Source organism: Gammaproteobacteria bacterium, from assembly GCA_035546635.1.
In the GTDB taxonomy this organism is placed as follows: domain Bacteria; phylum Pseudomonadota; class Gammaproteobacteria; order JAURND01; family JAURND01; genus DASZWJ01.
This window is the reverse complement of the sequence record DASZWJ010000046.1, coordinates 39,417-54,940: the sequence shown is the minus strand read 5'-3', so window position 1 is coordinate 54,940 and position 15,524 is coordinate 39,417. Positions and strand designations below refer to the sequence as shown.

Here is a 15,524-nt window from a genome sequence, read left to right as displayed (position 1 = left end):
TAGCGAGCACCTGCTTCCACAAGGGGAGAAGAAAGTTGGAATTTTTCGTAAATTTATTTATTGGAAAAAATACCGACGTAGTTATACTATAAGCCATCTAATCTCTACCTCAGCACCTGTAATCTTGCTAACGCTGAATAGTTAGGCTGAAATAATTCATTTAGGTTGAGTCAGTCAAAAGGAGACTACCTTGTCGAAAATAATAGAAGTATCTGTCCCTGATATCGGCGGTGCCAAAGACGTTGATGTCATTGAGTTGTTGGTAGCCCCAGGTGATTCCGTTAAAGCGGAAAGCTCGTTAATTACGCTGGAAGGCGATAAGGCGACGATGGAAATCCCATCGCCAGCAGCAGGTAAAGTGCGTGATATCAAAGTGAAAGTGGGAGATAAAGTTTCTCAAGGGTCATTGATTTTAACACTGGAAGTGGCGGATGAAGCTGGAAAAGCTGAAGAAGCCGAACAAAAGCAAAAGCCTGCCGTACCACAACCCGCATCGGAAAAGCCACAATCTGCTGGTGCTGCTTCTAAAACCATAGAGGTCTCTGTGCCGGATATCGGTGGCGCTAAAGATGTTGATGTCATTGAGTTATTGGTAGCCCCGGGCGATGAGGTTAAAGCGGAAAGCCCATTAATCACCCTGGAAGGTGATAAGGCAACCATGGATATTCCTTCACCGCAAGCGGGTAAGGTGCGTGAGATGAAGGTGAAAGTGGGAGATAAAGTTTCTCAAGGCTCGTTGATTTTAACCCTGGAAGTAGCGGGCGACCAAGTTGCAAAAACTGAGCAAAAACCTGAGCTAACTCAGCCGACCAAAATACCAGAAAAGCAGCCTGAGTTTGCTGCACAACCTGCAGCTGAAAAGCAGCCAGCCGCATCAACAGCAGAAGTTCATGCGGGTCCCAGCGTGCGTCGCTTAGCACGGGAATTAGGCGTTGATTTAAGCCAGATAACCGCGAGTGGCCCCAAAAACCGCATTCTCAAAGAAGATGTGCAACGCTTTGTCAAAAGCGCGCTTGCACGCGGAACGGTAGGATCAGCAGTCGGTGGTTTAGCTGTCGCGCCGGCACCCGTCATTGATTTTGCCGAGTTTGGTGAAATTGAAACCAAACCACTCAATAAAATCAAAAGACTAACTGGAATCAATGTGCATCGTAGCTGGGTCACTGTCCCGCATGTCACACAATTTGCTGAGGCCGATATCACTGAACTTGAAGCATTTCGTGAGCAACAAAAAGCGGCGGCCGAGAAAAAGGGGATAAAACTTACGCCTTTAGTATTCATCATGAAAGCCGTAGTGGCAGCGCTAAAAGCCTTTCCACAATTCAATGCCTCTTTGGATCCAAGTGGTGAGCAATTAATATTGAAAAAATATGTGCATTTGGGTGTCGCTGTGGATACCCCCAATGGCTTGGTCGTGCCAGTAGTGCGCAATGTGGATCAAAAAGGATTGTATATTTTAGCAGAAGAGCTAGCAAAAATTAGCGCTAAAGCTCGTGACAAAGGTTTATCTGTAGCAGATATGCGTGGCGGATGTTTTACTATTTCCAGTTTGGGTGGTATTGGTGGGACTGCGTTCACACCCATAGTCAACAGCCCAGAAGTAGCGATTTTAGGCGTATCTAAAGCCAGCATAAAACCGGTATATCAAAATAATACCTTTGTGCCGCGGCTGATGTTGCCGTTATCATTATCTTATGACCATCGTGTAATTGATGGAGCTGATGGTGCGCGGTTTATTGTGTATTTAAGTGAAAAATTATCGGATATTCGCACTTTGTTGCTATAAAAAATAGACGCTGCACTGATTTCCTTCTCCCACAAAAGGATTAGTGGGAAGCTTATTTATTCAACAACGCTCCCATAAGGAGGGAGGGTACAGTGTTTAGGTTGACGCTTATGCCTTTGTGGAAGGTGGAGTAAAAATTCAAACCGGTTTCAGGAATCAATAAATGACAACAGAAATTAAAACAGAAGTCGTAGTACTTGGCAGTGGTCCTGGCGGCTACTCAGCCGCTTTTCGCGCAGCTGACTTAGGCAAAAAAGTCACCTTAGTGGAACGCTATGATAGCTTAGGCGGTGTGTGCTTGAATGTGGGTTGTATTCCTTCCAAAGCATTGTTACATGCAGCAAAAGTGATAGATGACGCGCATGATATAGCAGAGTTAGGCATCAGTTTCGGCCAGCCAAAAATTGATGTAGAAAAAATCAAAGGCTGGAAAAATAAAGTCGTCGGCCGCCTAACCGGCGGTTTAAAAATGCTGGCTAAACAACGTCAAGTGGAAGTGGTCACGGGTTTTGGTGAGTTTGTATCTCCCACACGAATTAAAGTCAGCGGCAAGAACGGCGACACGCTAATTACTTTTGAACAAGCCATTATCGCCGTGGGATCGCGCCCCGTAAAATTACCCTTCATGCCAGAAGATCCGCGTATTATCGATTCCACCGGTGCGCTGGAATTACCCGATCCCAACAATAGCCGTCTGTTAATTATAGGCGGTGGTATTATTGGTCTGGAAATGGCCACTGTTTATCATGCGCTGGGCGCTAAAGTGAATGTGGTGGAATTTATGGAGCAGTTGATTCCAGGTGCTGATAAAGACATAGTTGCACCCCTGCATAAACGCGTGCAAAAACGTTACGAAAATATTTGGCTAAAAACCAAAGTCACGCAGGTTGAAGCGAAAAAAGATGGATTATATGTGACTTTTGAAGGCGAAAATGCACCAACGAAGCCGGAGCGTTTTGATCGCATTTTAGTGTCAGTCGGCCGTCGCCCTAATGGTGATTTAATTGCGGCTGAAAAAGCCGGTTTAACGGTGAATGAGCGTGGCTTTATCGCGGTGGATAAGCAGCTGCGCACACAAGTAGCGAATATTTATGCAATCGGCGATGTGGTAGGTAATCCCATGTTAGCGCATAAGGCTTCTGCAGAAGGGAGATTGGCGGCAGAAGTGATTAGTGGCTTGAAGCATTATTTTGAGCCTAAGGCGATTCCTTCTGTTGCTTATACTGATCCTGAAATCGCTTGGGCGGGCATGACTGAGCGTGAAGCGAAGGAAAATGGTGTGGCTTATGGTAAGGCCGTATTTCCGTGGATGGCCAGTGGGCGTGCGTTAACTATGGGTCGAGATGAAGGTTTAACGCAATTGTTGTTTGATGAAAATACACATCGTATTATTGGTGCTGGAATTGTTGGCGTAAATGCGGGAGAATTAATCGCTGAATTAACTTTAGCCATTGAGATGGGTTGTGATGTTGACGATATCGCGTTGACTATTCATCCGCATCCGACACTATCTGAAAGTGTGATGATGGCTGCTGAAATTTTTGAAGGTACTATTACTGATTTATACTTGCCCAGGAAGAAAAAATAATAAGGAGGGATCCATTTTCTCCTTCTGCCTGTGTCTGTCATTTGTGGCAGGCCAGGTGGTCCTGGGGAATTGATGCTTCTTTTTTTCTCAGCTTAAATCGCCAGCTCCCAATAACTTCGTCAATATATTTTCATAAATCTTTGCCAATAGCGTCAGATCGTCCACGCGCACTCGTTCATCGATCTGATGAATTGAATCATTGCATGGTCCTAATTCAATCACCTCGCAGCCGGTCGGTGCGATAAAGCGGCCGTCTGAAGTGCCGCCACCGGTAGATAATTGTGGCGTCAAGCCTGTGACTTCCTGAATTGCTGCTGAGGTAGCATCTAGCAATTGACCGCTGGCTGTCAGAAACGGGTTGCCTGAAAGCTTCCAAATTAAATCATAATGCAGCTGATGTTCATCAAGAATGGCAGTTACTTTTTGTTGCAGTTCTTCTGCAGTCACTGCGGGAGAGAAGCGAAAATTAAATAGCACTTCTAGAATACCGGGTATCACATTGGTTGCGCCGGTACCGGAGTGGAGGTTGGAAATTTGCAAAGAAGTCGCCGGAAAATTTTCCAAACCATCATCCCAGTGGGTATTACAAAGCAAGGACAGTGCTGCTAGGCTGCGATGGATAGGATTTTCTGCTAGGTGGGGATAGGCGATATGCCCTTGCTTACCGTAAATTTTCAGATGTCCATTTAATGAGCCGCGGCGACCGATTTTTAAGGTATCACCTAGTGTCTTTTCACATGAGGGTTCACCGACAATGCACCAGGTTAGTTTTTCTCCACGTGCTTGCAGATATTCCATGACTTTGCGAGTACCGTTAATTGCCGAGCCTTCTTCGTCGCTGGTGATTAAAAAGGCGATGGAACCCTGATGCGCGGGGAATTGTTTGATAAAGTTTTCACAAGCGACGACCATGGCAGCTAAACTGCTTTTCATGTCGGCAGCCCCACGGCCGTAGAGAAAACCATCACGCACCGTGGGTGAAAATGGTGGTGAAGTCCATTGATCGAGAGGGCCAGGCGGCACAACATCAGTATGTCCGGCAAATACAAATAATGGCTGTGCTGTACCGCGCCGCGCCCAGAAGTTATCTACCTCTCCAAAGCGCAAGGATTCAATGTTAAATCCTAATAATTTTAAATGGGATGCTAGTAGTGGTTGACACCCAGCATCTTCGGGGGTGACAGAAGCTGCTTGGATGAGTTTTTGGGTGAGTTCTAAAGTTGGGTTGGAATGGAGCATGTGGGCACCAAATTTTTAAGTAGCACACCCATATAGCCTTAACCTTTTTCCTTCTCCCACAAGGGGAGAAGGAAAAAAGCTAAGGCTATAAGAGGACAATTAAACACTACGCAACAATTCATTAATACTAACTTTCCCGCGGGTTTTTTCATCCACGCGTTTGACAATCACTGCACAATAAAGGCTATATTTCCCATCTGCGGATGGCAGGTTACCGGGCACGACCACTGATCCTGCGGGAATGCGTCCATAACTGATCGTTCCGGTTTCACGATCATAAATGCGGGTGCTTTGACCAAGATAGACGCCCATAGAAATCACTGAACCGGATTCAACAATCACACCTTCTACGACTTCTGAGCGGGCGCCAATAAAGCAATTATCTTCAATGATCGTGGGATTAGCTTGTAGCGGTTCCAATACCCCGCCTATCCCTGCGCCGCCAGAGAGATGCACTTGTTTCCCAATTTGGGCACAAGAGCCGACAGTAGCCCAAGTATCTACCATAGTGCCTTCGCCGACATAAGCGCCGATATTAATAAAGCTCGGCATCACCACCACATTAGGTGCAATATAAGCGCCTTTACGTACGCAAGCACCAGGTACGACACGGGCGCCAGAAGCAATTAATTGTCCAGGATTATCATCGGTGAATTTCATCGGAACTTTATCAAAAAAATTACTGTAACCACCGTCAATGATCTGACTTTTCTCAATTTTGAAATAAAGTAACACCGCTTTTTTCAACCATTGATTGACCTGCCATGTGCCATTTTGTTTTTCCGCTACACGTAAGCTGCCACTATCCAGTAAATCAATCGCTTCCAGTATGGCTGATTTTGTTTCTGTAGTTACATTGTCAGCATTAAATTCAGCACGCTGTTCATAGGCGGTTTCGATAGTGTTGATTAGAGTTTGCATTCAGTTTCTCCGGTGGTTCTTTATGCGTAAGTATATACGACAATAAACATTTGACGCTATCAGGTCTGGTGAGTATTATGTTCAGTCTCTTACGGGGTATAGCGCAGTCTGGTAGCGCGCCTGCTTTGGGAGCAGGATGTCGGGGGTTCGAATCCCTCTACCCCGACCAGTAGGCAGGATGGCGTTTGCTACGCTTTATCCTCCCAAGTGCCCGTAGCTCAGTTGGATAGAGCATCAGCCTTCTAAGCTGAGGGTCGGGGGTTCGAATCCCTCCGGGCACGCCATAGCTTAGTAAATGCTAGCAAGTGTTAAAATAACCGCTTAATCTTCTTAAAGCTCTCATGGTGGACGTAGCTCAGTTGGTAGAGCCCCGGATTGTGATTCCGGTTGTCGTGGGTTCGAGCCCCATCGTTCACCCCATTCCCCGCCATAAATTAATTTTCACCATAAAACCCAATACCCCCTTTTCGTAAGCGCTATTTTCTAGGATACTGTAGTTATTTGCCAAACAAATGCAAACCTCCCAGATTGCAGATATTTCTAGGGTTTTATCGTGATAGACAGTAAAGGTCTTAGAGCTAATGTAGGTATTATTCTGGCCAATTCAGAAGGCCGCTTGTTCTGGGGACGCCGTGCCGGCAATATGGATATATGGCAATTTCCTCAAGGCGGAATCGTTAGGCAGGAAACGCCAGAACAAGCGATGTATCGAGAATTGAAAGAAGAAGTGGGTTTATTGCCGGAGCAAGTGCAGCTGATAGCCGTTTCCAAGCACTGGCTATCTTACTACTTGCCGGCGCACTTACGGCGCTATGCGCGTAGACCTTTTTGCATAGGACAAAAACAGAAATGGTTTTTATTAAAGTTGGTGGCCAGTGATTTGGCCATCCATTTTGATCAAACACCTTCTCCAGAATTTTCCAGCTGGTGTTGGGTCGATTACTGGTATCCGTTAAATCATGTCATTGCATTTAAAAAGCAGGTATATAGAAAAGTATTGGAAGAATTTTCTTCCTTACTTCACTCCCCTTGAAAAAGGGGGAGAGTGGTCGTTTTTTTGTTGTTAAATATCCAGGTAGCCGCATGCTGAAAACATTGCGCCGCATCATACAAGAAGTCAATGCCGCTCAGGATCTACCTGAAGCGTTGGATATTGTCGTGCATGAAATCAATGAGGCTATGGGTACGGAAGCTTGCTGCGTCTATCTCGTAGATGAAGAACGTGGCGAAAATACCTTAGTTGCGACAGAGGGCTTGAATAAAGCCTTAATTGGTAAAGTCAGATTAAAATTAGGCGAAGGTCTAATCGGATTGGTGGGAGAGCGTGCTGAACCGATTAATGTAGAGAATGCCTCATCGCATCCCAAATATGTCAGATTTCCAGGTTTAGGCGAAGAATCACTCAATGCTTTCTTAGGCGTTCCTATTATCCATCAGCGGCAGGTGTTGGGCGTGCTGGTAGTTTTCCAGCGCGAATCGCGTTGCTTTGATGAAGCAGAAGAAGCCTTTTTAGTGACACTGTCTGCGCAATTGGCGGGTACCATTGCCCATTCAGTGGCCGTAGGGGCTATTCAAGACTTTAATCGCTCGCATGGTGCACCTTTAAGAGAAGTCATTTTAAGCGGTATTACGGGAGCTCCTGGCGTTGCGATTGGTACAGCCGTTGTGGTTTATCCCTTGGCTGATTTGAATGCGGTTCCTGAACGCAGAATAGAAATTGAAGAAATAGATGCTGAGATTGAAACGCTGAAATCAGCACTGCAAAACGCCCGCGATAGCATTGCTCATCTAGGCGATAATATTGCGAGTGCAGGTCTGCCTGATGAAGAACGTGCACTATTTGATGTGTATTTGCGTATTTTAAATAGTGAAAGCTTAGTCAGCGAAATCATCCAAGAAATCCGCAATGGCCAATGGGCGCAAGGGGCATTAAAGCGTGTGACTGAGCAACATATTGCACGTTTTGAATCCATGGATGATCCCTATTTACAGGAACGCGCTTCTGATTTTAAAGATTTGGCTGAACGGGTGCTGTTCCATTTGCAAGCACGTGAAGGAGGCAGAGCGCCGAGTTTCCCAGAAAAAACGATTTTAGTGGGTGAAGATGTGACTCCGGCTTCGCTGGCTGAGGTGCCTGAAGGACGGTTGGCTGGTGTCGTGTCAGCACGTGGTTCGACTAATTCGCATGTGGCTATTTTAGCGCGCGCATTAGGTGTACCTACGGTGTTGGGTGTATCTGGGATTAAAGTGCCGCAGCTGGAAGGCGAGGAATTGATTGTTGATGGCTATTATGGCCAGGTTTACCGATCTCCCTCTTTGGCATTACGCAATGAATTTATGGCGTTGATGCGCGAAGAACAAGAGTTCGATAAAGAACTAGAAGCTTTGCGCGATTTGCCTGGGAAAACGCTGGATAGTTATAGTGTCGGATTATATGTTAATACCGGTCTTGCACCCGATGTGGGTACTGCATTGAGCATTGGCGCTGAAGGTGTAGGATTATATCGTACTGAAGTGCCGTTTATGACACGTGATCGCTTCCCCAGTGAAGAAGAGCAGCGGGTGATTTATCGGCAATTATTACAAGCTTTTTCGCCACGCCCGGTGATTATGCGTACCTTGGATGTAGGGGGAGACAAAGATCTGCCTTATTTTCCAGTGGCAGAGGATAATCCATTTTTGGGTTGGCGTGGCATTCGCGTGACGCTAGATCATCCTGAAATTTTATTAGTGCAAATACGCGCGATGTTGCAAGCCAGTGTCGGTCTGGATAATTTGCAGATTATGTTCCCTATGGTGACCACGGTTTCAGAAGTTGAAGAATCGTTACGCTTGTTAAAACAAGCCTATGAAGAGACCATTATGGAAGGGTTTGCGGTAAAAATGCCGAGAATAGGGGTGATGGTGGAGGTGCCTTCTGCGGTTTATCAAGCGCAGGTGATTGCTAAACGCGTAGATTTTTTATCGGTGGGTAGCAATGATCTGACGCAATATATATTGGCGGTCGATCGTAATAATGCGCGAGTGGCCGGTTTATACGATAGTTTGCATCCGGCAGTTTTGCGTGCCTTAATGCAGGTGGTGGCCGGAGCGCACCGTGAAGGTAAAACTGTAAGTATTTGTGGTGAGATGGCAGGCGATCCTGTAGCAGTTATTTTGTTGTTGGCGATCGGTTTTGATACTTTAAGTATGAATGCTACGCGTCTTCTGCGTATAAAATGGGTTATCAGGAAATTTACCCTCAAGCGTGCTAAACAGCTGTTGGAAGAAGTATTGGTGATGGATGATGCGATTGAAATCCGTAATCATATGGAGTTGGCGTTGGAAGAAGCGGGTCTTGGCGGATTAATGCGCGCTGGACGATAGAATCACCCCCTTTGAAAAAGGGGGTCGTAGGTCGTAAGACCTGCGGGGGGATTTAAAGAGTTTTGATGTTACTTACAAGTCCAAAAATAGCTACTTCATCTCTTTTTAAATCCCCCTTAATCCCCCTTTTTCAAAGGGGGAGAGTGTAGCTGTGTAGTTGCGCAGAAAATTAACCTATTGAGCCAATCATCAATGCTATTGAATATTTACACGATAGTAGAATATCTTTTGATAGGTGCCGTTGCGGGAACATTTGCGGGTATGTTGGGAGTAGGCGGGTCTGTTGTGGTGGTGCCAGCTTTGGCGTTTGTATTCTCTGCTCATAAAATCATTCCGGCTAATTCATTGATGCATTTTGTCGTAGGTACCTCACTGGCTGCGACTATTGTGACTACGCTTTTTTCGTTGCGGATACAGTATCATAAGTCCTCCCTATCGTGGGATGTGCTTTTTAAGCTGATTCCTGGCATTGCTTTGGGTGTGATAACGGGTGCGGTTTTAGCCAGGTTTTTACATAGTCATGTGTTGCGAGTACTGTTTGGGGTATTTATCATACTGGTTTCAGCGCAGACATTTTTTCGTTTTCGAGAAAGTAAAGAGCAAGGATTGCCAGGGACTGTCAATCGCTGGCTTGCCTCTTTGTTCATAGGCATATTTTCAGGGTTATTGGGTACAAGTGGCGGACCGCTGGTTATCCCCTATTTAACTTACTTTAAAACGCCTATTCGTGAAGCCATGGTGGTTTCAACTGCCTGTGGGGTGGTGATTACCCTGGTAGGGACTGTTGGTTTTATGATGACAGGATGGTTTGATCCCAGTATTCAGTCTGTATCCTGGAATACGGGTTATGTGTATTGGCCGGCCGTATTGGCTATCGCAATGGGTAGCCCTTTGTTTGCTGCCTTGGGCGCAGCCTGGTCGTATCGTCTACCGGTTGAGCGGCTGCGGCAATTTTTTGCGGCTTTTCTTCTGATATTAGGATTGGGGATGTTGTTGCATTGAGTTGCTAAGTCTTCCCCCTTCCCCCTTTTTCAAAGGGGGCTTTTATATAAAAGGTAAATAATTGTGCTAATGTACCCTCACTTAAACCCAATCGCTTTCAAGATTGGTCCTTTGGCAGTTCACTGGTATGGCATTATGTATCTGGTGGGTTTTGCCGCAGCGTGGTTGTTATGCCAATGGCGTGCCAAGCGCCCCAATAGTGGCTGGACGAAAGATCAAGTCAATGATCTGATTTTTTATTCAGCTTGTGGCGTCATCATTGGTGGGCGCTTAGGTTACATGCTGTTTTATGATTTTCCGACTTTTATAGCTAATCCATTGACCATTTTTCGGATATGGACAGGTGGAATGTCGTTTCATGGTGGCATGCTAGGCGTTATCATCAGTTTCTGGATCTTTGCTAGAAGAAATCATAAAGGTTTTTTTGCCGTTGGAGATTTTTTAGCGCCAGTTGTGCCTTTTGGTTTGGGTGCGGGGCGTATTGGTAATTTTATTAATGGTGAGCTCTGGGGAAGAGTGACGGATGTGCCCTGGGGTATGGTGTTTCCTGCCATTGGGCCACCGCCACGTCATCCTTCGGTTATTTATGAGTTTTTACTGGAAGGGGTGGCGTTGTTTTTGATTTTATGGATTTATTCAGCCAAGCCGCGTCCGACCATGGCAGTATCTGGGTTGTTTTTAATCGGGTATGGGGTTTTTCGTATTATTATTGAGTTTTTCCGCCAGCCTGATCCGCAGTTGGGTTTTGTGGCATTGGGTTGGGTGACTATGGGGCAAGTGCTTTCGGTGCCTATGGTTATTTTAGGTGTCGTGTTAATGGTTTTAGCATATAAACGCAAAAATGGTGATGTGCATCTCCAACAAACAAATTAAAGCTTTTTTATTATGCAAACCTATTTAAATTTCTTACAACATATCCTTGATTGTGGTGTCGCAAAGGATGATCGTACGGGCACTGGGATTATCAGTGTTTTTGGCTATGATATGCGATTTAATCTTGCTCAGGGTTTTCCTTTAGTAACGACTAAAAAGCTGCATTTAAAAAGTATAATCTATGAGTTATTGTGGTTCTTGCGTGGCGATACGAACGTGCGTTATTTGAATGATCGTGGGGTAACTATTTGGAATGAATGGGCGGATGTGAATGGGGACCTGGGTCCGGTGTATGGTCGACAATGGCGTTCTTGGCCGGCAGCGGATGGGCGAGTGATCGATCAATTGCAGGAGGTTGTGCAACAGATAAAAGATAATCCTAATTCGCGCCGTCTGATTGTCAGTGCTTGGAATGTGGGTGAGTTAGATAAAATGGCATTGCCGCCTTGCCACTTATTGTTCCAGTTTTATGTGGCGGAAGGCAAATTATCTTGTAAATTGACACAACGTTCCGCAGATGCGTTTTTAGGTGTGCCGTTTAATATTGCTTCTTACGCGCTTTTGACTTGCATTATAGCGCAGCATTGTGGCTTGGGGGTGGGGGATTTTATCTGGTCGGGTGGAGACTGCCATATTTATAAGAATCATTTAGACCAGGTGAATTTGCAATTGGCTAGGGCACCGTATGCACTGCCGCGATTGATAATTAAACGTAAGCCTGAGACGTTGGCGGGTTATGATTTTGAAGATTTTGAATTTATAGATTATCAGCATCATCCGGTGATTAAGGCGCCGGTTGCTGTGTAGGTTCTGAGTAATCTCTTCAAATTGCGTGTAACTTATTTCAACCTTCCTTCTGGTGAGGGCGTTGTGAATAAATAAGTTTCCCATTAATTCCTTCTCCCAAAAAGGGAGAAGGAAAAAAGCTAGGGCTTAAAGAGGACATTTTTTCTCCCACAACGGGAGAGGGAGTTACAGTTGTTTGGATAGCTCTACTACTTAACCGAAGTAATCCCCTTCAATATATTCAGCGCTTGGTACAGCTGAAAATCTTTGTATAACAAATCTTCCACTTTCCCATCTGTTTGCACTTGTCCTGGGGTCGGTTGTGCAGCTGTGCTGTTATCAGTCAAATGTTTGTTCAGATCGGCTTCGGTAATCATTAAGCCGCTATCTTCTTGGTTGGCCTTGGGAATTTGCAGATCCGGTATAGCGATATCTGGAACAATGCCCTTGGCCTGGATAGAGCGACCCGAGGGGGTGTAATAAAGCGCGGTTGTCAACTTTATCATCGAGTTGTTATCGATGGGTAATACCGTCTGTACAGAGCCTTTACCAAAACTCTTCTCGCCTGCAAGGGTGGCGCGCTTTTGATCTTGCAATGCGCCGGCCACGATTTCAGATGCTGAAGCCGAGCCGCCATTTATCAAGACCACCATAGGCAGTCCATGCAGGATATCACTGCCATCTGCTACGGCTTTAATATCAGAGCTTTCGATGCGTCCTTTGGTGTAAACGATTAAGCCACCGTATTTAAGATGTTTACTATCTAAAAACATATCAGTGATATCGACCGCGGAATCCAGCAAGCCGCCGGGATTATCACGTAGATCAAGGATGACACCCGCAAGATGTCCGTTTGCCTGCTTTTGAAGTTTGTTAATGGCGTTCACTAAATCGTCTTTGGTTTCATTCTGGAAGAACGACAAGCGAATATAGCCATACTGATTGTCCAGGAGCTGGGTTTTTACGGTCTGGATTTTAATAATTTCTCGAGTGAGATCGAATTCCAGAGGTTTTTTAGTATCTTTGCGCAAGATAGTCAAATGTACTTTGGTGCCCGGGTCGCCGCGAATTAGATCAATAGCTTGACGCAGTGTCAGGTCGCCCACCAGTTTGCCATTAATACGCACAATCAAATCGCCGGCTTTAACACCCGCTTTAAAAGCAGGGGTATCATCAATTGGGCTGATGATTTTAATGAAGCCATTTTCAGGTATTACTTCAATACCAATACCACCGAATTTTCCGGTAGTGGCCATCTGCAGATCTTGTACGGCATCTGCATCGAGGAAATCTGAATGCGGGTCCAGGTTGGAAAGCATGCCGGCAATTGCGTAGTTAAACAATTTGTCATCGTTGACCGGTTCTACATAATAGCGTTTGATCTGCGCAATAGCCGTTGCTAAGCGCTGAATGTCTTTAAGTGGGAGGTTAATGGTATTGTTTTTCTGATCTAGGGAAGCCTCATCCGCCAAGGCCGGATAGGTGATGTTTAGGCAAAACAGGCCAATCCATAGCCCAAAAAAAGCGATTAATATCTTTCTGGTGAAGCGCACAAAATTCTCCGCAAATCGGTTTTGTCTTTGAGACGTAACTGCTCTCCCCTTTGAAAAAGGAAGGATACAGTGGTCACCTTGAGACCATAAAAAAAGATTATATACCTTTTTTATATGGGTTTCAGGAATTTTTTACTAAATCTCAAACGCTTAAGTACTTATGTCAAGCAAAATATTTTACCTCATGAACAGGAAAAATTTTCAAACGTGAGCTATACGAGAAATAGGGGATTAAAAACATAACGATTCATCTACAAGATTGAAACGGCTCGTGAGAATTTCCATTGTCAAATTTGCCTAGGTTCTATTCTAAAAACCAGCTACCCCGGGGGTGAGCAGTTAGATTTTGGAAAAATCGACTGAAAAGTTCCAAGGATCACACTTCAATCAGGTAGTGAAACCATTGCCTAAAACAAGGATGTTTTAAACGGCAAAAACCAAGGAGGACTAATGCATGAAAAAAATAATACTGACTTTATTGGTAACTGCGGTTACGGTCTTGGTATTCTCAATGAATGCTTATGGTGCGCGTTATGGTGCACGGCTGTGTGACAGTGATGCGGCTGTGACTTGCATGAGAGTGCATGCAGATGACAGCTGGGAATCTTTATGGCCGGATCCGCAACAACGTGATTTGGTCATGCGCTTAAATCGTATGAATACGGACTTACGTCCCGGCATGATTATCGCAGTACCGAATAATCTAAATCTCGATCCCATGAGTATTTCACCATTTAAGCAAAATGTCGGTTATTTGGGGCAAAAACAGGTGGTAGTCAATCCTAACCAACTGGCTTGGGCAGCTTATGACAGTGATGGCACATTGGTGCGCTGGGGGCCTGCCGTTGCTGGTATGGGTGATTGTCCTAATGGCGAAGGCAGCCATTGCCGTACGCCATCAGGTACTTTTACGGTGTATGATAAAAAAGGTGCCGATTGCATTTCTTCGCAATTTCCCTATCCTAAGGGGGGCGCACATATGCCTTATTGTATGCATTTTCATGGGGGTTATGCGTTACATGGTTCAGATGAAGTGCCGGGTTCTAACTCCAGTCATGGCTGCGTGCGTATGTTTCCTGAAGATGCGGAATGGTTGAATCATAATTTTGTTAAGGTGGGTTCGACGAAGGTGATTATCGAGCCGTATTATAGCCCGGTGTAATCCAAAGGCTGTCATCCTGAGTGTAAGCGAAGGATGACAGCCTTTACTTTATAAAAAAATCTGCAGTAAATCATTCAAATAGCGTTTGCCTAAATCTGTGGTCACCATCATCGAATCATCGAAATCTAAAAGACCACGTGCTCTCGCTGTTTTTAGCTGTGTCAAAACGGCATCTATCTGTAATCCACTACGTTGAGTAAATAAATCTAGTGCGATCGGTTGATACAGGCGCAGTGCATTCAACATAAATTCTAGCGGAATTTCCTCTCGAGATAAGTTTTTTTGTCCCGTAATAAATGGCGTTGCTGCATCCAGATAAGCTTTAGGGTGCTTGGTTTTCCATGTGCGGGTGATAGTGTGGTTAGACAAATCCGTTATTTTTCCATGTGCGCCTGCACCTATTCCTAGATAATCTCCGAAATGCCAATAGTTTAGATTATGTTGAGAAGGCAGGTCGTGGCTGTAAGCGGATATCTCATAGGGATGAAATCCTCGGGATGCAAGAAATGCTTGGCCTGCAAGCTGCATTTCCCATAGCACATCATCAGTAGGCAGAGGCGGAGGATGATGATAAAACGCTGTATTTGCTTCTAAGGTCAATTGATACCAGGAAAGATGGGTCGGGTTAAGTGTCAGTGCGGTTTCTAGATCATAGATAGTTTCAGCGACATTTTGTTGTGGCAAACCATACATTAAATCCAGATTAAAATTTGTAAATCCTGCCCACTGTGCGGCTTCTACTGCTTTGATAGCTTCTTGTCCATCATGTATGCGTCCTAAGGCTTTGAGTTTATCAGAATTAAAACTCTGGATGCCGATAGATAATCGATTGATTCCTGCCTCCCTAAATCCTTGAAATTTCAATTGCTCAACTGTGCCTGGATTAGCTTCCAAGGTGATTTCTATTTCTTTAGTGAAGCGCAGATGTTTTTGTATTTCTTCGAGTAATTTAGCCACGCTATCTGGTGACAAAAGGCTAGGTGTGCCGCCGCCTATAAAGACGCTATGGATTTCTCGTCCCATGATGGGGAGTTGTTGTAAATCTTGTTGTAGATCTGTGATTAAGGCGTTGATGTAGTCGGTTTCAGGTATTGCAGTTTTGAGATTGTGAGAATTGAAATCGCAATAAGGGCATTTTTTTACGCACCAGGGGATGTGGATGTAAAGAGAGAGTGGGATAGGGTGAATTATGTTCTGCATAAAGGTTTCTGAATTTGAGTGTCGCATGACTGTACAGGGATCGAATTA

The 15,524-nt window shown here is 45.0% G+C and carries 12 protein-coding genes and 3 tRNA genes; 11 read left to right on the top strand and 4 right to left on the bottom strand.

All coding sequences use genetic code 11. The features are described from left to right. The first annotated feature begins 190 nt into the window (after window positions 1-190). Together aceF and lpdA are read left to right on the top strand one after the other, a co-directional pair. Window positions 191-1,786, top strand: coding sequence for a dihydrolipoyllysine-residue acetyltransferase (aceF, locus tag VHE99_12425; GenBank protein ID HVV69812.1), 1,596 nt, complete (start codon window positions 191-193; stop codon window positions 1,784-1,786). A gap of 163 nt (window positions 1,787-1,949) precedes the next feature. Next, a complete protein-coding gene (gene lpdA / locus VHE99_12420; protein ID HVV69811.1) occupies window positions 1,950-3,374 on the top strand; it encodes a dihydrolipoyl dehydrogenase in 1,425 nt (474 codons plus the stop codon). A gap of 87 nt (window positions 3,375-3,461) precedes the next feature. Here the strand turns inward: lpdA and dapE are convergent, their stop codons facing one another. Together dapE and dapD are read right to left on the bottom strand one after the other, a co-directional pair. Next, on the bottom strand, window positions 3,462-4,613 hold the full coding sequence (dapE, locus tag VHE99_12415) for a succinyl-diaminopimelate desuccinylase (GenBank protein ID HVV69810.1): 1,152 nt from the start codon (window positions 4,611-4,613) through the stop codon (window positions 3,462-3,464). Between the two features lie 99 nt (window positions 4,614-4,712). Continuing rightward, complete coding sequence (gene dapD / locus VHE99_12410) at window positions 4,713-5,534, bottom strand: 2,3,4,5-tetrahydropyridine-2,6-dicarboxylate N-succinyltransferase (GenBank protein ID HVV69809.1); 822 nt, start codon at window positions 5,532-5,534, stop codon at window positions 4,713-4,715. 92 nt (window positions 5,535-5,626) lie between these two features. On the opposite strand from dapD, the gene VHE99_12405 reads away from it, so the two are divergent. From VHE99_12405 to VHE99_12370, 8 genes are all read left to right on the top strand, one after another. Continuing rightward, window positions 5,627-5,703: transfer RNA gene (locus VHE99_12405), tRNA-Pro, on the top strand. A 38-nt stretch (window positions 5,704-5,741) separates the two neighbouring features. Next, window positions 5,742-5,818, top strand: a tRNA-Arg gene (locus VHE99_12400). A 60-nt stretch (window positions 5,819-5,878) separates the two neighbouring features. Then, window positions 5,879-5,954: transfer RNA gene (locus VHE99_12395), tRNA-His, on the top strand. A 133-nt stretch (window positions 5,955-6,087) separates the two neighbouring features. Further along, entirely contained in the window at window positions 6,088-6,567 is a 480-nt protein-coding gene (locus tag VHE99_12390; GenBank protein HVV69808.1) for an RNA pyrophosphohydrolase, read from the top strand. A 50-nt stretch (window positions 6,568-6,617) separates the two neighbouring features. Further along, on the top strand, window positions 6,618-8,900 hold the full coding sequence (gene ptsP / locus VHE99_12385) for a phosphoenolpyruvate--protein phosphotransferase (GenBank protein ID HVV69807.1): 2,283 nt from the start codon (window positions 6,618-6,620) through the stop codon (window positions 8,898-8,900). Between the two features lie 192 nt (window positions 8,901-9,092). Beyond that, complete coding sequence (locus tag VHE99_12380) at window positions 9,093-9,902, top strand: sulfite exporter TauE/SafE family protein (GenBank protein HVV69806.1); 810 nt, start codon at window positions 9,093-9,095, stop codon at window positions 9,900-9,902. Window positions 9,903-9,965: 63 nt separating this feature from the next. Continuing rightward, entirely contained in the window at window positions 9,966-10,775 is an 810-nt protein-coding gene (lgt, locus tag VHE99_12375; protein HVV69805.1) for a prolipoprotein diacylglyceryl transferase, read from the top strand. A 12-nt stretch (window positions 10,776-10,787) separates the two neighbouring features. Beyond that, window positions 10,788-11,582, top strand: coding sequence for a thymidylate synthase (locus tag VHE99_12370; protein ID HVV69804.1), 795 nt, complete (start codon window positions 10,788-10,790; stop codon window positions 11,580-11,582). 188 nt (window positions 11,583-11,770) lie between these two features. Here VHE99_12370 and VHE99_12365 read toward each other — a convergent pair whose 3' ends face one another. Further along, window positions 11,771-13,114: a S41 family peptidase gene (locus VHE99_12365; GenBank protein ID HVV69803.1), complete on the bottom strand. Its 1,344-nt coding sequence runs from the start codon at window positions 13,112-13,114 to the stop codon at window positions 11,771-11,773. Window positions 13,115-13,568: 454 nt separating this feature from the next. Between VHE99_12365 and VHE99_12360 the strand changes: the two genes are divergently transcribed. Then, a complete protein-coding gene (locus tag VHE99_12360) occupies window positions 13,569-14,276 on the top strand; it encodes a L,D-transpeptidase (GenBank protein HVV69802.1) in 708 nt (235 codons plus the stop codon). Window positions 14,277-14,324: 48 nt separating this feature from the next. Here the strand turns inward: VHE99_12360 and hemW are convergent, their stop codons facing one another. Further along, a complete protein-coding gene (gene hemW, locus VHE99_12355; GenBank protein HVV69801.1) occupies window positions 14,325-15,476 on the bottom strand; it encodes a radical SAM family heme chaperone HemW in 1,152 nt (383 codons plus the stop codon). Window positions 15,477-15,524 lie beyond the last annotated feature (48 nt).